Annotated in this window: 22 protein-coding genes; 13 read left to right on the top strand and 9 right to left on the bottom strand. The window is 61.5% G+C overall.

Annotated features, from left to right (window positions below):
• Genes ACVIGB_RS01970 through ACVIGB_RS01955 form a run of 4 tightly spaced genes read right to left on the bottom strand, consistent with a single transcriptional unit; the run spans position 1 to position 4,286 of the window.
• Complete coding sequence (locus ACVIGB_RS01970) at positions 1-630, bottom strand: hypothetical protein (RefSeq protein WP_456717340.1); 630 nt, start codon at positions 628-630, stop codon at positions 1-3.
• Entirely contained in the window at positions 627-1,652 is a 1,026-nt protein-coding gene (locus ACVIGB_RS01965) for a hypothetical protein (protein WP_456717341.1), read from the bottom strand. The genes ACVIGB_RS01970 and ACVIGB_RS01965 overlap by 4 nt, the downstream gene beginning before the upstream one ends.
• Entirely contained in the window at positions 1,652-3,682 is a 2,031-nt protein-coding gene (locus tag ACVIGB_RS01960) for a type II secretion system protein GspD (protein ID WP_456717342.1), read from the bottom strand. Before ACVIGB_RS01960 ends, ACVIGB_RS01965 begins: the two co-directional genes overlap by 1 nt.
• Positions 3,645-4,286 carry a hypothetical protein gene (locus ACVIGB_RS01955; protein WP_456717343.1) on the bottom strand — a complete coding sequence of 214 codons (642 nt, stop codon included), beginning with the start codon at positions 4,284-4,286 and terminating at the stop codon, positions 3,645-3,647. The genes ACVIGB_RS01960 and ACVIGB_RS01955 overlap by 38 nt, the downstream gene beginning before the upstream one ends.
• 446 nt (positions 4,287-4,732) lie before the next feature.
• Between ACVIGB_RS01955 and ACVIGB_RS01950 the strand changes: the two genes are divergently transcribed.
• The 7 genes from ACVIGB_RS01950 (at position 4,733) to ACVIGB_RS01920 (ending at position 8,982) form a co-directional block, all read left to right on the top strand.
• A complete protein-coding gene (locus tag ACVIGB_RS01950) occupies positions 4,733-6,256 on the top strand; it encodes a hypothetical protein (RefSeq protein ID WP_456717344.1) in 1,524 nt (507 codons plus the stop codon).
• A gap of 37 nt (positions 6,257-6,293) precedes the next feature.
• A complete protein-coding gene (locus tag ACVIGB_RS01945) occupies positions 6,294-6,488 on the top strand; it encodes a hypothetical protein (protein WP_456717345.1) in 195 nt (64 codons plus the stop codon).
• Positions 6,489-6,819: 331 nt separating this feature from the next.
• A complete protein-coding gene (locus tag ACVIGB_RS01940) occupies positions 6,820-7,434 on the top strand; it encodes a hypothetical protein (protein WP_456717346.1) in 615 nt (204 codons plus the stop codon).
• Between the two features lie 64 nt (positions 7,435-7,498).
• Entirely contained in the window at positions 7,499-7,762 is a 264-nt protein-coding gene (locus ACVIGB_RS01935) for a hypothetical protein (protein WP_456749078.1), read from the top strand.
• Positions 7,740-8,393: a hypothetical protein gene (locus tag ACVIGB_RS01930; RefSeq protein ID WP_456749077.1), complete on the top strand. Its 654-nt coding sequence runs from the start codon at positions 7,740-7,742 to the stop codon at positions 8,391-8,393. The genes ACVIGB_RS01935 and ACVIGB_RS01930 overlap by 23 nt, the downstream gene beginning before the upstream one ends.
• A complete protein-coding gene (locus ACVIGB_RS01925) occupies positions 8,390-8,728 on the top strand; it encodes a hypothetical protein (RefSeq protein ID WP_456717348.1) in 339 nt (112 codons plus the stop codon). Before ACVIGB_RS01930 ends, ACVIGB_RS01925 begins: the two co-directional genes overlap by 4 nt.
• A 50-nt stretch (positions 8,729-8,778) precedes the next feature.
• Complete coding sequence (locus tag ACVIGB_RS01920) at positions 8,779-8,982, top strand: hypothetical protein (RefSeq protein ID WP_456717349.1); 204 nt, start codon at positions 8,779-8,781, stop codon at positions 8,980-8,982.
• A 3-nt stretch (positions 8,983-8,985) separates the two neighbouring features.
• Here ACVIGB_RS01920 and ACVIGB_RS01915 read toward each other — a convergent pair whose 3' ends face one another.
• Positions 8,986-10,254 (bottom strand): type II toxin-antitoxin system HipA family toxin, encoded by a 1,269-nt coding sequence (locus ACVIGB_RS01915; RefSeq protein WP_456717350.1) that lies wholly within the window; start codon positions 10,252-10,254, stop codon positions 8,986-8,988.
• A complete protein-coding gene (locus ACVIGB_RS01910) occupies positions 10,235-10,525 on the bottom strand; it encodes a helix-turn-helix domain-containing protein (RefSeq protein ID WP_456717351.1) in 291 nt (96 codons plus the stop codon). Before ACVIGB_RS01910 ends, ACVIGB_RS01915 begins: the two co-directional genes overlap by 20 nt.
• 244 nt (positions 10,526-10,769) lie before the next feature.
• On the opposite strand from ACVIGB_RS01910, the gene ACVIGB_RS01905 reads away from it, so the two are divergent.
• Complete coding sequence (locus tag ACVIGB_RS01905) at positions 10,770-11,492, top strand: hypothetical protein (RefSeq protein ID WP_456717352.1); 723 nt, start codon at positions 10,770-10,772, stop codon at positions 11,490-11,492.
• A gap of 147 nt (positions 11,493-11,639) precedes the next feature.
• Here ACVIGB_RS01905 and ACVIGB_RS01900 read toward each other — a convergent pair whose 3' ends face one another.
• Positions 11,640-12,659, bottom strand: a complete 1,020-nt coding sequence (locus tag ACVIGB_RS01900; protein ID WP_456717353.1) for an outer membrane protein — start codon at positions 12,657-12,659, stop codon at positions 11,640-11,642.
• Between the two features lie 148 nt (positions 12,660-12,807).
• On the opposite strand from ACVIGB_RS01900, the gene ACVIGB_RS01895 reads away from it, so the two are divergent.
• Positions 12,808-13,101 carry a hypothetical protein gene (locus ACVIGB_RS01895; RefSeq protein ID WP_456717354.1) on the top strand — a complete coding sequence of 98 codons (294 nt, stop codon included), beginning with the start codon at positions 12,808-12,810 and terminating at the stop codon, positions 13,099-13,101.
• 73 nt (positions 13,102-13,174) lie between these two features.
• Here the strand turns inward: ACVIGB_RS01895 and ACVIGB_RS01890 are convergent, their stop codons facing one another.
• Positions 13,175-14,206, bottom strand: coding sequence for an alpha/beta hydrolase family protein (locus ACVIGB_RS01890; protein ID WP_456717355.1), 1,032 nt, complete (start codon positions 14,204-14,206; stop codon positions 13,175-13,177).
• A gap of 88 nt (positions 14,207-14,294) precedes the next feature.
• On the opposite strand from ACVIGB_RS01890, the gene ACVIGB_RS01885 reads away from it, so the two are divergent.
• Complete coding sequence (locus ACVIGB_RS01885; protein ID WP_456717356.1) at positions 14,295-14,654, top strand: hypothetical protein; 360 nt, start codon at positions 14,295-14,297, stop codon at positions 14,652-14,654.
• 5 nt (positions 14,655-14,659) lie between these two features.
• Here ACVIGB_RS01885 and ACVIGB_RS01880 read toward each other — a convergent pair whose 3' ends face one another.
• Positions 14,660-15,283, bottom strand: coding sequence for a hypothetical protein (locus ACVIGB_RS01880; RefSeq protein WP_456717357.1), 624 nt, complete (start codon positions 15,281-15,283; stop codon positions 14,660-14,662).
• A 115-nt stretch (positions 15,284-15,398) separates the two neighbouring features.
• On the opposite strand from ACVIGB_RS01880, the gene ACVIGB_RS01875 reads away from it, so the two are divergent.
• From ACVIGB_RS01875 to ACVIGB_RS01865, 3 genes are all read left to right on the top strand, one after another.
• Positions 15,399-16,064 (top strand): YcbK family protein, encoded by a 666-nt coding sequence (locus ACVIGB_RS01875; protein WP_456717358.1) that lies wholly within the window; start codon positions 15,399-15,401, stop codon positions 16,062-16,064.
• A 454-nt stretch (positions 16,065-16,518) separates the two neighbouring features.
• Positions 16,519-17,007: a hypothetical protein gene (locus tag ACVIGB_RS01870; RefSeq protein ID WP_456717359.1), complete on the top strand. Its 489-nt coding sequence runs from the start codon at positions 16,519-16,521 to the stop codon at positions 17,005-17,007.
• 66 nt (positions 17,008-17,073) lie between these two features.
• Positions 17,074-17,382, top strand: coding sequence for a hypothetical protein (locus ACVIGB_RS01865; RefSeq protein ID WP_456717360.1), 309 nt, complete (start codon positions 17,074-17,076; stop codon positions 17,380-17,382).
• Positions 17,383-17,635: the final 253 nt, after the last annotated feature.

Here is a 17,635-nt window from a genome sequence, read left to right as displayed (position 1 = left end):
TCATTGTGAAATCACTCCGTTAAGAGCCGCCGGCGAGCCGATCGTACGGGGCTGTTGTTGAGGAAGAGGGGGGCGGACGTTCTGTGCCGGCGGCTTGACGGGCTGCGGCGGACGCGGCGCAAGCTTGGGTTGGGCCGCGTCTGGAGGCAGATTTGGTGCTGGGGTCGCGGACGTTGCCGCCGGCGCGTTCAGCTTGGCGACGCGTTCCAGTGGGACCTCGGGACGCAAGGTCAGCCGCATGATGAGCGCCGAGTTCTGCCGGCCTGCATGGATGGGTCGATTGTCCTGCGGGCCACAGGCCGGCCCCAGGCAGTAGTATTCGAGCGCCCTCGTCGGACAAGCGGTAACGACCGTGGAGGAATCGGCGAGCGCCATCCGCTTGTCGCCAATCGAGCGCAACGAGATCTCCCAGGTTTCTCCGTCCTTGACTTCCTTGATCAGCCCTTGGCCGCCAACCGAGCGCACTAGCGAGTTTGCGCTATCGCGGCAGGTGTCCTCGGCGCGCTGGAAGCTTTGTTCCGCGAGCCGCGTCTGGTCCTTGGCAGTGTGGATGATCAAAAGGCCAACTACGCCAAAGACGACCCCCGCCGCGAGCAGGATCAGGCCCTGAACGATACGACGTGTCTTCATGGTTTCTTAGGCTCCGACGGCTGAGGTGTTGGCGCCAAGATTGGTCCAGGCGCACCAGCAGGCGTTGCCGATGCGGTCGATGGAGGGGTGGACCCCATCGGGCGGCCAAGCTGCTTGATCACAGCGATGGACGACGCTGGAAAGGAAGGACGTGGCGTCGCGGCCGGTGAACCAAGAGGCAGGGGTGCAGCCGGGACAGCCGTTATCTGACCATTCGGAGCTGAAGGCGCCTGGGTGTGCGGCGGTTCAGCGGGCGGCGACGGCGGAGCGGGCGGCGCGGGGGCAGTTGAGGGTATCGGCTGCACCGGAGCGCGAACAACGGAACGCGCCGGATCTGCCGGCGAGTCCGCAAAATCAACCGACCAACGATTGTTCTCGAACTTCAGGCGGCTGACGTACTGATCGGTGCGCAACCTTCGGACCGTTTCCCACTGCCGGTGAGGCAGCTGCTCGGGCGGGGTCTGCTTCGATAACACTTCATTCGAGGTGGACATGAAGTAGTAGCCGATGGACCCGAACAGCAGGACGCTTCCGACGACCATCCCGACGATGCCGGCATGAACCCACAACAGCCCGGACTTGACGGCTTCGTTCATCTTGCCAGACGGCAAGGGGAAGTTCTCTGAATGGGATAGGAACTGGCGGGAGTCGGATTCCGACAGGAGCAACGGCACCGGGCGGCCGTCGCGCATTGAGACCTCCATCACCCGCGTTCCACTAGGAATGCGCGCAATGCCGGAAGTCGTATTGGCGTTCAGCACTTCGAGCACTTCGGGAAGGTAGGATATGCCGTTACCGCCCTGGTGCACTTCGTGGAGATAGCCACCTGAAAACGGCGCCACGGCATACCATGAGATGTCGGCCGCGAAGTTCTTGTTGATGTAGCTCTTCGCGACACCCTCGGCGTCGCGCGCCGAGCCCGTCTGCGAAAAACCGATGATGACCGTCAACGGCGGTTCGATCACCGCCGGGCGACGCTTCTTCTCGGCCGGAGCCGCTTCTTTGGAAGCGAACAGCGCCATCAGCGTCCCTCCGGCACGAAGACCTGCACCGTGGGGCGCAGAATGACGAACAGGGCGTCGCGCTTGATCTGCTGGCTGCGTCCCGAGAGAACGTCGGGAGTGGTGCCGGCGTTAGCGAAGAGGTTGCGCAGGCCAACCGGCTCCGAGCCGTTGAACTGCTCATTGTCGATCTGAAGGCCACCGATGACGATCGTGCGACCGGCGGGGGTACGCACGATGTCGGTCAGCTCCTGGTCCTGGGTCAGGGGCTGCGTGAAGGTGCCGAGCTGATTACCAGCGTTCAGCTGCACGAACTGCAGGATCGAGCGCAGGCTGAGCGCCACCTCCATGGTTACGAGCTGCGTGTCTGCGTCGTAATACGGGGTCATCGCGACGGTGAGACCGGTGTCAACCTTATCGGTCGCCGAGGAGCCGGTCACGTTCGATGAGTTGGCGGTCGTGGTTGCCGCAACACCAGACACGTAGGGAACGGTCTGGCCCGATCGGAAGTTCACGTCGGTGCCTGACAGGGTCTTCAGCTGTACGTTCTGATCGATCTTGGCGTTGCCGAACTGCGAGAGGAAATTGATCGCGCTCGCAACCGACAAGGCACCGTAGGTCCCGAAATAATTGCCGAGCGAAGTCTTCCCGAGCACCAGGCCGGCGTTGCTCAGATTGACCACCGAGCCGGGGTCGATCGCGCACAAACCGGTTGCATCGAGCGGAGAGCCAGTCGTCGGCAAGGTGTTCGAACAGGCGGACGTGCTCGTTCCGGTGCTGCTGTTGGTATTCGTGTTGGTGTTGGTATTGCCGTTGGTGCTGTTGCTGGACGTGGTGTCCGTGGTGCTGGTCGAGGGAGTGAGACGGCTCTTGCGACCCTCGAGCGCCACCTGGAACTTCGACCAGTCAAAGCCGGTCGATGTCGTGTCGGTCAAAGACAGAGAAACGACGGCTGCCTGGACGTTGATGACCGCCATATTGCGCGCGAGGCGATCGAGGTAGGGCCCGATCACCGAGTCCTGGGTTGCCGGGGAGGCGGAATAGATAATGCGGCCGCCACGCACCGACGGGACGATCCCTTCGCCGCCGAGCGATCGGATTTCATCGGCAACCGCGCCGATGACATCCTCGTTCTGCGGCAGGGTCACCGAATATCTCTCGCGATCCGAGACGAACACCATGTCGTCTTCGTAGCTGACCACGACGCCGAGGCCCTTCCGCAAGGAGTCCATCAGGCCGCCAACGGTGCCTGAATAGTGAGTGAACGGCAGCCGACGCTGCAGCATCACTTCTTGCCGGTCGACCACCTGTCCTTGACCTACGCCCTGACCGACGCCGCGGCCGCCAAGGAGCGAGCCGCCGTTGGAATTGTTGCGCCCGTTCGTGCCGCCGAGGCGGTTATTCCCGAACGCACTGCCGTATTGGTTGCCGTTGTTGAACAGACCATTGCCACTACCGATACCGCCGCCGTAGGTGGTTGAGCCGTAGCTATTGGACCCGTAGTTCGAGCTGCCGTAGTTCGAACGACCGTAGTTGCTTCCAGACGAATTGGAGCCGTAGTTACCGCCGTACCCACTATTTCCAAAGCCGCTGTTGCCAAAACCGCCGCTCCCGAACCCATTATTGGATCCGAACCCGTTCATGCCCCCATTGTTGCGGCTGTTGCGGCCACCCGAACCGAAACCTCCCGACTGACCATACCCGCCTACGCCCGATCCGCCTTCGGCGATCTCGTTGAACTTGAAACCGATCTGGATGTCCTGCACGGACAGCGACTGCACGAGGTCGCCCAGCGTTCCGCCGGCGCCGAACTTCACTTCAATGGGCTTCGAGCGCATCTTGAGCGGGAGCGGGCTCGCAAGCCGGTTGGGCTTGAAGCTGTCACGGGGCACGCGGATCCGTTCGACAGCAATGCCCTGGTCAAGAGCCATCTTGGCCGCATGCTGGTCTTTCAGCGCCGTCGGCGAAGGCAACTGCTCGCTCTTCGGAAGAGCGCAGCCACCCAGCGCGATGCTAGTCAGCGCAAGGATCGACAGCCAGGGCCGAACCATGCCCGCCCGTAGCACCCGAAGCGACGCGCTGCTGTGGCTGCCGTGCGGCAGTTGTCTGTGTGACACCCGAACCCCCTGTTGTATTTCCTGCACCGGCAGAGCCGTCGAACCAGAATTCCGAAATAAAGACGTCGCCGAACTTGTCGCGGTACATCCGCTTCCTGTTGACGCAGCCGATGAAGTAGACGCCGCTGCCGGACGACCAGCGCGGCATGATTCTGCGGCCGTACTGCTCCAGTAGCGCGCGCCCGAGGCTGCGCTTCGCCGGATCCGGATCTTCAACGAGCGCCATCGCCTTGGCGTACTGCTCTTGAGCCCGCGCCTCAGCCTCCTCTTCCTTTTGCTGCTCGGGGGAGGCGGCGCGCTCACCGCCAGCCTTTACCGCGCCACCCGGACCCGCCCCGGGAATCGAGGCCTCCGGGCGCTTCATGCTTTCGAGCGCCTTCTGCATGCTCTGGTCGATCTGAGCGCCCATGCCCTGGCTGATGGCATCGCGCATCTGATTGATCATCGGCTGGACCAGCTCGCGAACGCGGCGATCGTCCTCGGCGCGGCGCTCGGCATCGGTCGGTGACGGAGAAAAGGGATCCTCTCGCTCTTCCATCGAGGGCGGAACCGCAGGCTTGATGGTCGCCGGTGCGACGGGGAGGGGAGTTGCGGCTGCGGGTGATGTCGGCGCCACCACCGGGGCCGGCGGCTGCATGGCTACGTTGGGGCCCTGGCTTCGCGCGCTCGTCAATGGAAGCAGGGCGGCAACGCAGACACCGTAGACGAATCCTTTATTCCCAATCGACAAACGATGTCGCATTCCTTGCTCCAGCCCGCCTGGGCGGCTCTGGAAGCCCCCTCACTGCGTTGTTCCGGATCGTTGCCGCATGTGGATCAACGGGTCAATACAAGTATCCACACTGTCCCCGTCGTTGTCCTCAAAATGAGGCGGTCGGCTATCGAATCCTTCGCACAAAGCGTGCGATCAAATTCTCAGGGTTAACGCGGCTCCGGAGGACTACCGGCTATTGACGCTTGCCAGGTTCCGGAGAAGGTGGACCCATGAAACACGCGCCGAATGCCTTTGCCGTTGGGGCGACCGAAGCCTGCGCGGCACTCGGCGCAGTCATTTCGACGGTGGCCGTCGAGGCGCGAGGCGTTGGTCGGAAGTTCAAGCGAGACCGCAAGGCCGCGCAGCTTCGGCTTGCCCAGGCCACGGACGCCCTGCGCGAAGCCAGGATGACAGTTGCCCTCCGGGCGCCGTTTGAGCGAGTTCCGCTGGTTGGCCCCATGTTGGTCCGGCCGGCGCGCCGCCAGTTGGAAAGTGCGCGGATCACCCGGGGTGAGCGCCTCAAAAAGGTTTCTGACGTTGACCGGAAGCTGACATCGGCTTCACGCCTGGAGAGAAGGTGCCTGGAGGTCGTCAGCCGGCTCGAAGAGTATGCCATCGAGGTCGCGGCGTACGGCATCCCGCCTTTTGAACTTAAATCCCGTGTCCGAACGGCATGCTCCAGTGCTGCAACCATGCCCCGTAGCAAGGGTCGGATGAAGGTCCGCGATCTGCTCGCGATCGCCGAGCAACTCATCGAGGTCCTGCGGGATTGGCGTGATCACGAGCGTGATGTTGCTCGCGTGAAGTCGAACGCCGCGAAGGTCATTCCGATCAGGCCGGTCGTTCGCAAGCCCGAGGTGAAGATCTTTCTCCCTATTCCTCTTTCGCTCGAACGGCAGGCCCAGCAAAAGGGAGCTCACGTGGACACGACCGTGACGTCAGGCAGCCGGGTCTTCCTGACGCCCCAGGACGATCTCAAGCCTTTCGCGCGCATGTTGCCGCTCGCGTACAGGCCCGGCGGAGCCAAACTGCACTTTCCGCCGGTCCCTGCGCGGGCCGCCCGGCACAACGTCTGGTCCATGTTCGACCGCGAGACCTGGGACCGGGTAAGGTTTGCCACCTATGAATCCGCGGGACGTCGCTGCATTGTCTGCGGCGGCGGCGGCAAAGGCGGCTGGTTCGCAAGCAATGTCCTGAAGTCGACCAACCGTGGCCCCGTCGAATGCCATGAGACCTGGAACTGGACGGTCGAGGATCCGTCGACCGGCGTCGGGCTCCAGCGACTCAATCGGCTCATGGCGGTTTGCTCCGATTGCCACATGATCTTCCACGAGGGTTTTGCGGTGGAAATCGCCCGCAATTCCGGCACCGCCCTACAGGACGAGGTCGCGCGCCGGATCCACGAGCGTCAGCGGTTGGTCAACGGGATGGACGAGACCCAGCTCAGCCTGCTTCTCGAGGCTGATCGCGAGGACTGGGAAAGCACGAACGGAATTGACGACTGGATCGTGGATTTATCCCACCTGGCCGGCCATCTGAGCGGCGCTGAACCGGTTTTCCGGGTGGGCAACGAGGCCGGCGTGGCTCCGGAGAGGATCGGCGGACTGGCCTTCGTCACCGATGACGGACGCGCCTTCCCGAACCGGACGGGCGAAGAGCTCTTCCGACGGGAAATGGCACGCAAGGAAGACGTCTATCAAAGAATGCGGGAGGGCGAGGCGTCTCACCTTGCTCGTCGTCTCGGCGCGCCGTAGTTTCTGTATTCTAATCCTTGCATTCTTAGGGGGACGCATGGCCAGAAGGATCAGAGGGTCGAGAGGGACGATCGGCGTCCTCATCATCGCCGCGATCGTGGTAACCGGGGCGCTCTACGCCGGCAGGTACATCCAGGAGGCATTCATGGGCGAGGTTACATCGGCCATCGGGATAAAGTCGCAGAAGAGCCCGCTACCGCCGAATCCGGCTACCAAGCCGCCTCAGATGTAGGGGGCCCCCCATGTGGAAGACGTCAATTCTTGTCCTTGCCGTGTCAGCAGCGCTCTTGAGCGGCGCCAGGGCCCAGACCGGCATGTCGCCGCAGGCCGAAATGCGCGCATGCGAGGTGTTGGCAGCCAATCAATCATGGTCGATCCGGACCCAGCTGTCGACATTCCAGTCGGACGTGCTCGGTCGCAACACGCTCGAATGGCGGGCCGAGGATTTCGACCGTATCCTCACGGCCGCCAAGGCTTGCGACGCCTATCAGTCTCGCAAGAACGGCACGACAGTGTGGAACAAGGACTGGGAAGACCAGATCACCCAGGCGCGGAATTACGTCATGCCGGTGATTGAAGGCTTTTCCCAAGCCGTCCGACATGCCGCCGAGACCCCGAGAACGGTGATGCGTATTCCGGCCTGTCCGAAGCTACTCGATTGGCGGTTTGAGCCGAAATCGTTCTCCTCCAATGCCGCCGAGGTCTTCGGAGGAGCTCTCTTCGAAATGTCCGCCAAGGATTTGCGAGCGGCCTCCAACTTTGCCTCGGATTGCGCCAATGCCTTGGCGGTCTACGCCATCGGCAAATTCCAAATCCCGCAAGAGCGCACGTTTGGGATCACCTCGCGCATCGTGGAGGTGGTGAATGCCGTTGCCGATGCGCGCGAAGATTATGACAAGGAGCCGAAGCGTTCGACGGATGTCGTCGCGAAGATTGACGGATTCGCCATTCCGCCGCGGCTCGCGCACGAGCGCATGCAGATGGTGATACGCCGGTTCAATCAATTAAACATTCGAGGCAGCGGTATGAGCGCCGAGGGGATTTCGGAGCTCGAGCAAGGCATTGCGGCCGTCATGAACCGCTCCGACATCTCGGCGGTCGATCAGGCGTTTGCCGATGCCATTAGATCGCGGATCAACTCGGACATCTTCGGCGCCGGCAGCCAGGCGCTGCGATAGCAAAGCAGAGAGGGCAGGGGTTATGGCGGCTTCGGTACTAACATCCGCGATGACAGGAGCGACGTTGAGCCTGATCAACGCGCTGCAGGGTATCGCCGGCTACCCGATCGTGGTGCTCGACCGCAACCCAGGGACTGACCCCTCTGTGTTCTGGCACGCGGCCGCCACCAAGCTTTGTTCGGCCACCGGCGAGAACTGGTGTGACGATGACCTCGTGAGTATTACCGACACCACCAACCAGCTCGGCTGGTCGCGTCTCGTCACCTATGTCGGCCGCACCTCGGGCGCCCAGAAAAACCGTCTGCATGATTTTGCCGCCGGCCGATGACGTCTCGCCCTGGATGGTCGCCCAGGGTCTCTCGAGCGGGGCGTACAGCTCGATCTATGACCTGCCGACCAACCCGGATGCGTGGGTGTGGCTGATGCTGTACTGGGGTGGCGACTGCATTGCGGACGCGGACCTCAACAAGGCCGACCGCCGCGCCCAGGCATTTGCGACGCTCGGGTTGGGCCTGATCGACGCCGACCCCGTTTCCACCCAGCAGAACGGAGTGTCGCCGGCGCGCTGGTGGCAGAATTTTAAATACCACGACCTGAACCGCTGGGCAGCCAACCTGACGGAGCGCTACACTTGGGACATCTGGAAAAACCAGGTCCAGGCCTCGGCCACAACGACGATCGGCTGCAGCATGACGGTGGTGCCGAACACCGATACCGGCACCGATGTGATCAAGCGCGATCCTGTGTTGCAGCCGGCGGATGCCTGCGGGGGCTTTGGCGGCGGCGCCACCATGACCGGCAACGTCACGGATGCCAACCTGTGGATCTGGATGTACCAATCCCCGATCGGCGCCCCGCCTCAAGCCTGGCAACCCTACCAGGGCTTTGCCGACTGGAACGCCTCGGTGAAATGGACCTGGGGTACCGCCAACGACCTCGCGAGCCAATACACACAATGACTGCCGACCGTCTGCGCGAACTGCTGATCCGAATTGACTGCACGCTCACCGGCAGGCCGGTGAGCGATGCCGCGCACATGGCGCACAATCAGGCGAGCTTCTTTGAAGATCTCACGAAGTTCGTCACTTCGCGCGAGTATTACCTGTCGGACGGCGGGTACTCCCGCCTGCTGTTTGACGAGATCGAAGAGAAGTTCCGCCTCTCCTCAAACAGCAGGGACCAGATCAAGGCCGTATGGAAATCCGGAGCGGTTGAGGATCTTGTCGCGGAAGCAGCTCAAATTCTCATGACAAGGCTCAAGGACGACGTTAAGGATAACAATCATCATCCATAGTCGAGTCCTTTGGCTTCCTACTAGAGTTCAAGAAGAAAATGCCTCCAATAATGATCATGCTGTTCGCTGTATGCGGATTGCTCTGTGGCTTCGGTGCTCATCAAATCCTGGCCTTCGCACAGATCTCACGGCGCGTGAGCATCCTCATCGCCATCCTGGTGGCAATGTTCATATTCGGCGGAGCCCTCGCGGGATTTGCACATCACGCCGGAGCGTCACTGTCCGCTTCAGGCGGCCAGGTCCGGATCAGCTGAGCCTTAAGGCGAGGGCTGCGCGGGCAATTCCTCGATCGGCCGGACAGAGACAGACCTGGCGTCAAAGCCAAGGCTATGCCGAACCCCGTCGGCCCAGGCCATCAGCATTCGCCGTCCTACTTCGTCCCGATCGCCGCGGTCGGCAAACCAGGCCGCAAGACGGGGCGCTGTCTCGGTGACCGCATCCGCGGTCTGCTCGAGTATCTCGCCAATTTCCTTCGGGGTGAGGTCGCACCGGGTCTGACCGAGCTGGGTGAGCTTTTTGACATTCGGCCAGTTCGTCGAGCCGCCGAGTGACAGAGCCATCTTGTCGTTCGGAACGTACACCGTGGTGGTGACGACGTCATAGACCGGGGCGAGACGGGCGACGCCAGTGACATCGTCGTAGAGCAACCCCCAGTTCTTCGAATGGGCGTCACCATTCTGGACGGCGCAATTGAGAACAAAAAGCCGGAACAAGCCCCGCAGGGTCGCCCGCCGAGAGGCGGGATCGGCGCCGACGTATTCAGCGGCGCGACGAAAGATTCGCGTCTCGTAGCCTCCATTGTACTTGTCGCGGGTCTGCAGCGCATTGAGCACGCAGAAATCCTCAAAGCCACGGTAGGTGCCATCATCGTTGAGGTCGAAGCGCTCAACGACCAGAGCACTGCCGTCCGCCGAGAGCTCATTTCGCGGCACCTCCAGTCCAGCACGGCGGGCAGCCTCCAGGCAAAACCATTCATTGGCTGCGAGCTCCGGGAATTCACCCGGCTTCCAGACCTTGACGATGTGCGTGGCGCCCTTGACGGTGAGCTTCGAGTCTTTCTCTTCGCCGGTTCGGGCGAGAACCTTCGGTTGGACGCCGGACGCGCCGGACACACCGGCATATCGATCCAGGAGATAGTCATAGAGATCGCTGCCACGGCGCGACGACAGGATCTCGTCGATCGCAGTAAAGGGGACGGTCTCGTCAAGCGCGACGTCCGGCGGGGTCAGTCGCAGACGGCCAATCTGCGATCGTCCAACGACCGCTATCAGATCGAAATCATCGAACGAGCCGGTCGCCTTGGCGAAACGCCGCTGAATTTCCGTGCGAAGAGCCCCTTCCGGGAGGTTCATATCGAAGATCGGTAGCAGGCCGAAGTCGAAGTTCCACGACGCTGAGCGGGCCGGCATCGTCAGCGAAACGGCATTTGTCGGTTCGACCCCGCGATCATAGACAAAGGTCGCCCCTCGATGCCCATGCCGGTCCAGTAGTCCAACAGGTTTACCGTCAGCCCATACGCGGAGCATGTCCGACTTCCTCCTCCGACTCGATATTTTCCCGTGCAACGTCCTCCAGCGTCGGCCGGCCGCCGTTCAGCACGGTGGCGCGAAGATCGAGCCCGACTGCATTCATGATCCGCAGCAGGAGATTGACTTGGATGGCCGAGGCATTGCCGGTCTCGAGAGACGCGATCGTATTCCGGTGGACGCGGCAAGAAGCCGCCAGTTCGTCGCGCGACAGTTTCATAGCCTTGCGATTTGCGCGAACTTGGGTGCCGATCTCGATCAGGTCAAACATGGGAAAGGCGAACCATCCTAGTAGTTAAACGGCGCGATTGCCCGTGCAATTCACATTGAGGTGGTTAAGAGAGCGGCTGGAAAGTCGCAACACCGCGGTTGCCGAGGGTGACGTTTGTCCCCCGCCTCAGAAGGATTCAGTTCAGCGGTAGAAAGCAAGTTTCGGGTTGTGGAGAATTCCCTTACGGCGATTAACGCTATCTCAACACATGAGAATTACGTTGGCTATCCAAGGATTAGATTACATGGTGACAAAGAAGACATCGGCGACTTCAAAGACATCCACCACGGTTCGTTACGACGTGGTCTGGACGCTGCCGTTCAGGGAGTTCACCCGTCAGGGCTATACCGCAAGTCAGACCTGGTGGCTGGACTCGATGCATCGCGATCAGATCACCGCCAACAAGCGCTTCAACGCCGTGAAGGACGCGATCGTCGGCGGTAACGGCACAATCATGCTGTTCGAGGTTGAGGCCGACCGAGGCTCCGACGTATTTCATCAGCGTTTGGTCAACCGGGCAGGCCGTCAGACCACGCCGCCCGCGATCACCGAGATCAACATGACCGCAGTGGATATCGACCGGGAGTTCAAGGTCTTCCTGACCCGCTATCATGAGCGTCGAGGCACGACCCAGCAGCCTCAAACTGTGCAGAAACGCGTCGTCACGGTCCGGAAGCAGAAGAGCTCGCCGGGACCGTGGATTGCGGCCGCTTGTGCCGTGCTTTCAATGGTGGGTGTCATCGTGGCCGCTTTCCAATATCAGGAGCCCGCGGCGGGAGCTGGCCTGAAGGGCTTCAATTCGCGAGGGGCTACGACGGTATCGAGTTCAGTCGGGACCGAGCGGCCGACGGTCGGAATCATCAAAGTGCCCAACGACAGCCGGAAGAACGGGCGGCGCCAGTGCGACGTCATGAAGATGGATCCCGAAACGCTCAGGTCCGTCTACGACCACAGCGAAGACTGCTGAAAGAGGTGGGCCGCCGGAAGCTTTCGCCTCCGGCGGCCCGGTACCCCGCCCCAAGTCGCGGCCTCATTGAAGAGACCGCCCCCAACCACTTCTTCGGAGATCCCCAAAAACTCCTAGAAGCGGAACTAGATTCTCGAAAAGACGACTCTAAAAATGGTATCCGAGGTTCACGCGAACCTGGTGAACGTCCAAGCCGGCGCTGATCGGGCTCGACAGCTTGCCCGAGAAGTAGGTCTCCTTGGGCAGGCTCGTGTACAGGTATTCGACGCCTGCCGAGAAGTTACGATCGAGCATGGCCTCGAAGCCCCCGCCGACCGCATAGCCGACGAGCGTCTTGCTTTCCACAAGGAGGAAGCTCTGGGCCGGATTGATGCCGTCGTTGCCGGTTGCGCTGGCGCGCAGCTTCATGTCGCCGAAAGCTACGCCGGCGGTGCCGTAGAACATGTAGGGCGAGTCGAACCAGTTCCAGCCGATCCGTCCACGCACCGTGGACATCCAGTTCATCGACGATTCGATACGGGCCGAGACGGAGGTCGGACCGCCAAACGTACCGTTGGGAACACCAAAGAAGCCGTTGGCCTGGCCAGCAGAGAGCACGCCGGTATCGGTGCGATTGCCGTTGATCTGGCCACCACCGATGTCGCCGAGGACGCCGAAGATCCACTGATTGTACTGATAGTTGAACCCGGTGCCGACGCCACCGAGGAAGCCGTCCGTCGACGGGCGGAGCGAGCGGTTCAGAGCGGTGAAGCTACGGTCGTCACCGCTGACGTCGCCGTTGGCATAGGCGCCGAAGCCGTAAACGAACGAGCCCGTCCAATCCACCGTCGGAAGGGGAGCCGCCTTGACGATCGGCGGCGGCGCGGGCGGAGCCGCAGGGGCGGTCGCAACGATGGATCCCATCGGCGCTTCCGGCGGAGCCGCCGCGAGATCACCGGCGAGCGCCGGGGACGCCAAAAGGACGGAAACCGCCGCGGTGATGAGGAAAGAACGCTTCACGAATTGCCCCCTTCGATATGGCCGGCGAGACGCCAGCTCCAAATTTGTTGACGGGGTCAGGTGCTCACGGCTCGGCGGAGAGGTCCAGTCAATTTCCAAGGATTCGATTGCCGTCCACAGGTTCTCGTCAACAAATTTGCTTCGACTGACGCGCGCCTGGCGTGACAATAGGTGCGCGCAACGACCTGGCGGCCCGAAGGACTAGTTAATCCTTCGCAAATATTGAATGTGTAATTGCTCTCGCGCTCTACAGCGGCCTTTAACAGGCGGGTGTTATGTTGGGGGATCCTTGCTCACCGTACGGGACCCAATTCCGATGTTGAAAGTCTTCAGTTTGATCCTGAGCAATGCCACCGCCCGAAATCCCTTGCCGGTCTTCATCTTTTCGCTGGTGTTCTTCGGTGGAATAGCGGTGTCATTCCTCGATAAAACGCCCGTCCCTGGCCCTCGGTTCAATGAGGAACTCGCGAATTCACGCCGTGAACAGGCCCAGAGGCAGGCGATGGCTTACTGTGATGAAAGGAAAATGGCGCCGTACAGCCTTGTCATGGCAACCGTTGACAAAGAAAAGTTCTCTTTTAGTTGCCCGGGCCCGCGGGCACTTCGTTGAGCTTTGTTTGGCACCAGCCGTTCCGCGCCAATTTGGTCCGTTTGGCAATGCTCGCTTCTCCACGCGGCAAAACTCACCGGCTCGCCATCATCATCCGGTTCGACGTCGCAATCGACATCCACTGACCATAGAGGTCACCGAACGCCGCTTCCTCGTGGCGCACATAACCCAACAGGAAAGCCGTCGTGACAGCCTTCAGGTCATCGAAGCGCATCTGTTGATCTTGGGTGGTCGCCGTCACCTGGCCGGTGAACATGTCCCTGTCGCCATCCCGCTCGACTGCCAGGTGCTGGTAGGGAGCCGTGGACCGCTGGAACGCTGACATCTTGTCGTTCACCCCTTGGCCGTTGGTATCGATTTCGTGACCCGCGATCACGGACAGCCCTGGACGGTCCAGGCCAGCCCAGGACGTCTCCGTAAGACCCATGATGCCTTCGCCTTGTGGAGACAGGAACATGCCGCCGGCGAACCGACTGTCGGTCGCGGTGAGCGTTTTGCCATCACCAACCTGGGCGCTGGCACCCATGATCAGCTGCGCGCAATATGCCCCATGGCTGTGTCCAGCGATGATCGGCTGCTTTGTTAGAAGGCGACAGCCAGTCAGCTTCGAGATCACCTCGGTCGCATTCAGGATATCCGAGCACATGTTGGTGCGCAGCTGCCAGGACTCGGGGTCGCCGAGCAACCGAGAAAGCTCCCAGTGCGTGCCGGTGTGAGGGTCCTCTCGGCGGGCGCTCAGACCACGCTCGATCGCCGAGTCATCATGGATCGGGGCTACCACCGCAAATCCGTGAGAGGTCCAGTGGCTAAGCAGGGGTCGATAAACCTGCGGATCGGCAAGCGCGCCGTGAGAGAAGACAACCAACGATGCCTCGGCCGCCCGTGGCACGTGCACGGCGGCCCGGAAGCCCAGATCAGGTATGGTGAAGACCCGCTGGTTGTCGCCTCCGCTATAGGGTCCGGCCTGGGAATAGCGGATGTAGCGCGGATCCGTTCCCGATCCGGGTGGCCGCATCACCAGATTCTGGGCCCTTGCGCAGCCGAGCGTCACGCCAGCGGCGGCGAGACCGCCAAGGACTGCCCTACGATCTACGTTCTTAACCATTGGCTGTGCTATCCTTGGTCGTGGCGGTTAGCCGGGTCTCGACGCGGCCGCAGTTTGGGGGCATCATCCCAAAAGGGGGAGTTTGCTGATGATCCTGTCCGAAGCTGAACTTGCTGAACTGCTCGGGGTGACCGCGGAAGAGGTCGCCAAAGGCGCGACCTGGCTGCTGCCGGCGCGAGGAGGAGCCAGGCTCAGAGCTTCGATCATTCGAGAGACCGACGAGGGAAATATCACCGTGCAGGTCTCGGAGGAGATTCCCGGAGAGGGAGATTCCCAGGTCGCCTGGCTGTCGGGATCCGCGGTCGATGACGCCGGCCGATTCGAAGTGACCGGATACGACCTTACCGGCGAATTCTCTGACAATACCGACCCTCGCATCGTGGCCACGGTAATCCGGCGTCAAATCGACACGATCCGTCATGCGGACGACGGCCACCGGGTAGCTTAGCTCAGTCACCGACCATCTCCGGAAAGCATCGGGTCGACGAATTCCGACGGAGCGCCAGCGGCAGCGGTATTCGACGATTGCAAGAGCCGTTCAGCCTCGGCTGCAACCGCATCCTCGCACGTCCGTTCCGACGCGATCAGGCACGCAGCATTCAGAGATGACCGCAGCAATGTGCGTATCCGTCCGCGCGGCACGCCCGCCGGTTCGATCAAGAGCGCGGCGCAGGACAGCATAAACCTGCAAACGATAATCGACCCAGCAAGGTGTTCATGATCGGCTTCGAAAGGAATCCTGGCTGCCGGCAGCGAGCCCGGCGGGCAGAAGTCCCGGGTATGCAAGGACGGCACGATCATTCCTGGCGTCGGCAGGAACTCCGCCAGCCTGTTAGACAGGGGCAGAGGTGCCCGGCCAGCGCCGAGGGCCTCGATCGCATCCGGGGCCAAATACGGCTGGTCGGGGTCGCCGACCCCATCGTCGACCAGCCGCCCGCTCTGCCAGCTCAGGGCCTGACCTGATCCACAGAAAATCCATGCGAGTGCCGACAGGGACGTCGGGTACCGCCAGGGATCCCCAGCCCGCAAGATGGCAATCCGCTCGGAAAGAGGTGCGCTATTCGCCGTGTTCGTCATGGACCTCAGCTAACATCGAATCCTTGGACAAGGCGCGTTCCAGGCTGGCCCATTCCACAAAATTCGTGTTAGCGTCCACCGATCTTCTCAAGGATTCGATTTCTGGGGGTTTTGAATGGATCCTTTGGTTTCGCGACGTTCCGTGCTCGGAACGCTTGCTGCGGCCGCAGGACGCGCAGCTACCGTTGAGTTGTTGCCGCCGGCATTGCGTGGGGCAGGGCTTCTGGCGCTTCGTGCCGGCGTAGCGAACGCCATTCGGTCCGCCGGCCTCGGCGCGATCCCGCTTGGGGCAATGCTTTCTCAGTTCATCGTGTCGGAGGCCTCCGCCGAGGGGCTATCCGTGCCGTTTCGGGTGTTCAACCCGCACACCGAGGAGAAATATTCGGTCGACCTGTTCAATGGCGGCGAATGGAATGAACGCAGCGTGATGATCTGTCACTGGATCTTCCGCGACTGGCGCGACAAGCAGGTCGTGCAGATGGACCGCAAGCTCTACGCAGCGGCCTATGTCCTGCAGCGCTATTTTGACAGCGACGGCTACATCCAGATCAATTCGGGATTCAGGACCGAGCGCACCAACGAACTGCTGCGCAAGATGGGATATCGAGCCGCTCCCGAATCCTTCCACCTCAAGGCGAGGGCGATGGACCTGGTTATCCCCAAGGCCAACTCCTCGCAAGTTGCGAATGTTGCGCAACTATTTAGGCTCGGTGGCATAGGTCACTACCCAACGTTTACTCACCTCGATAGCGGTCCTGTCGGCCGAATGTGGTTCGGATGATGGGTCGAGAGAGGTGAGAGATGCTTGCATCTGCCACGGTCATCGTCCTCGCCGCGTTATTTGGTAGCTTGCACATTGAAGCTTTGCGGCTGCAACGCTGGTGCAGCCTTTGGACTTATGACCTCATCGGGACTGACCGGCGCGCTCCTGGGTCTCCGTCTTTCAAAGGAACGACTTTGAGAACAGCCCATTGGATAGGCTGGCTGCCGGTCTTGGTTTGCCCCACTGCGATGGTCACCGCTGAGGGCGCCTATCCGACACCGAAGGTTGACGGCACAGCGGGCATCCTGAGGAACGGCACTTGCCCGACAGGCTACGTTGGTCTCGGTCGTTTTTGCGAGGCGCTCCACAAAGACACCCCTGTCGCCTTCCCGAAAATCAAGGGAGAGCCGTGTCCTTCCGGGACCTTCTCGACCGGGCGCTACTGCAAGGCCTTCAGATGACTAGGGGCACAATGACTTTCCTGTTCTCCCGCAGTTGCACATCCGCAGTCGTCGTGGCGTTATTGGCGATCGCAGCCTGTCAGGGGGCGACGGCCGCCGAACCCTTCGCTGGTCCGAGCTTCAAGAAAGGACGCTGGCATTTCGTTCGGACGATGGACCTCGTGGTGAGCGAACGGCTGAAACAACGGCTCTACACCAGGGAACTGACCGCTTGCGTTGACCCGACCGTTGCCATGAAAGGGACTTTCTCTTCGCCCTCGATCGGGAAGTGCGTATCCGCCAAGCCAGAGAAGCTCGGCAACACGTACAAATTCTCCAATCGCTGCGATGTCCTGGGGCCGGTCAGCACGACGATCACGGTCACGAGCGATGAGGCGTACACAGAACTGAACGAGCTCAAGACGGGAGCGTTGCCGCGGGCCGAACTCGTCGTGGCAAATCGAATGGGAGACTGCCAGGACCCCGAACGTGACGCCAGGTCGGCTGCGCTATCCCGGTGACAACCGTTGCCACTTTCCTCGAGGGCAAATAGCATCGGATCAAACCGAACCCTTGAGAACCACGGCATGACCCAACTTCGGATCGACCCTGAGACCGTCCAGCGGATGGGATACGAAGGCATCGTCGCGGCCGAACGGATCGAGGCCGACAATATGCTTGTCGAGCTTTGCCTAATTGCGCCGGGCCACATGTCGTCGACCAAGTATTCTCTGGCGATCCATTGGGACTGCGACCCTGAAAAGCCGACCGCCGGATCATCCAGCATGGAAGACATCAGCGAGAGCGAAGCGGAGGCGAAGGCGGTCTTCGGTGCCAAGGTGGATGAGATCCGGGCCGAGCTCGGATTGCCGACCTACGCCATGGGGCCGCGCTAAACGTTCGGCATCGCGGGTAGACGACGTCCCACGATGCGGTATCGGATTAATACCCTGTTCTGGCCATCGTTGCGGCATTGATGCCGCGCGCGAGGTCTACATGCGGCACCTGTTCCCGGGTCGCGCGACCTCCGCCAGCAAACAGGCGAGCATCGGAAAGGCTGCGATGCTCGCCTAGGAAACCTCCGAAGAAAACTGTTTGGGGTCGCGCCGCGATACCTCGGCACACACCATATGGCCGCATGCCTTCGCG

It is taken from the genome of Bradyrhizobium sp. USDA 4341, assembly GCF_054063755.1.
Note: the sequence above shows the minus strand (reverse complement) of the source record. Positions and strands in the feature narration are given on the sequence as shown.

Excerpts from the sequence above, each read along its gene's own strand:
- ACVIGB_RS01970 (WP_456717340.1), bottom strand. The coding sequence starts at position 630 with ATGAAGACACGTCGTATCGTTCAGGGCCTGATCCTGCTCGCGGCGGGG.
- ACVIGB_RS01965 (WP_456717341.1), bottom strand. The coding sequence starts at position 1,652 with ATGGCGCTGTTCGCTTCCAAAGAAGCGGCTCCGGCCGAGAAGAAGCGT.
- ACVIGB_RS01960 (WP_456717342.1), bottom strand. The coding sequence starts at position 3,682 with ATGGTTCGGCCCTGGCTGTCGATCCTTGCGCTGACTAGCATCGCGCTG.
- ACVIGB_RS01955 (WP_456717343.1), bottom strand. The coding sequence starts at position 4,286 with ATGGAAGAGCGAGAGGATCCCTTTTCTCCGTCACCGACCGATGCCGAG.
- ACVIGB_RS01950 (WP_456717344.1), top strand. The coding sequence starts at position 4,733 with ATGAAACACGCGCCGAATGCCTTTGCCGTTGGGGCGACCGAAGCCTGC.
- ACVIGB_RS01945 (WP_456717345.1), top strand. The coding sequence starts at position 6,294 with ATGGCCAGAAGGATCAGAGGGTCGAGAGGGACGATCGGCGTCCTCATC.
- ACVIGB_RS01940 (WP_456717346.1), top strand. The coding sequence starts at position 6,820 with ATGCCGGTGATTGAAGGCTTTTCCCAAGCCGTCCGACATGCCGCCGAG.
- ACVIGB_RS01930 (WP_456749077.1), top strand. The coding sequence starts at position 7,740 with ATGATTTTGCCGCCGGCCGATGACGTCTCGCCCTGGATGGTCGCCCAG.
- ACVIGB_RS01925 (WP_456717348.1), top strand. The coding sequence starts at position 8,390 with ATGACTGCCGACCGTCTGCGCGAACTGCTGATCCGAATTGACTGCACG.
- ACVIGB_RS01920 (WP_456717349.1), top strand. The coding sequence starts at position 8,779 with ATGATCATGCTGTTCGCTGTATGCGGATTGCTCTGTGGCTTCGGTGCT.
- ACVIGB_RS01915 (WP_456717350.1), bottom strand. The coding sequence starts at position 10,254 with ATGCTCCGCGTATGGGCTGACGGTAAACCTGTTGGACTACTGGACCGG.
- ACVIGB_RS01910 (WP_456717351.1), bottom strand. The coding sequence starts at position 10,525 with ATGTTTGACCTGATCGAGATCGGCACCCAAGTTCGCGCAAATCGCAAG.
- ACVIGB_RS01905 (WP_456717352.1), top strand. The coding sequence starts at position 10,770 with ATGGTGACAAAGAAGACATCGGCGACTTCAAAGACATCCACCACGGTT.
- ACVIGB_RS01895 (WP_456717354.1), top strand. The coding sequence starts at position 12,808 with ATGTTGAAAGTCTTCAGTTTGATCCTGAGCAATGCCACCGCCCGAAAT.
- ACVIGB_RS01890 (WP_456717355.1), bottom strand. The coding sequence starts at position 14,206 with ATGGTTAAGAACGTAGATCGTAGGGCAGTCCTTGGCGGTCTCGCCGCC.
- ACVIGB_RS01885 (WP_456717356.1), top strand. The coding sequence starts at position 14,295 with ATGATCCTGTCCGAAGCTGAACTTGCTGAACTGCTCGGGGTGACCGCG.
- ACVIGB_RS01880 (WP_456717357.1), bottom strand. The coding sequence starts at position 15,283 with ATGACGAACACGGCGAATAGCGCACCTCTTTCCGAGCGGATTGCCATC.
- ACVIGB_RS01875 (WP_456717358.1), top strand. The coding sequence starts at position 15,399 with ATGGATCCTTTGGTTTCGCGACGTTCCGTGCTCGGAACGCTTGCTGCG.
- ACVIGB_RS01870 (WP_456717359.1), top strand. The coding sequence starts at position 16,519 with ATGACTTTCCTGTTCTCCCGCAGTTGCACATCCGCAGTCGTCGTGGCG.
- ACVIGB_RS01865 (WP_456717360.1), top strand. The coding sequence starts at position 17,074 with ATGACCCAACTTCGGATCGACCCTGAGACCGTCCAGCGGATGGGATAC.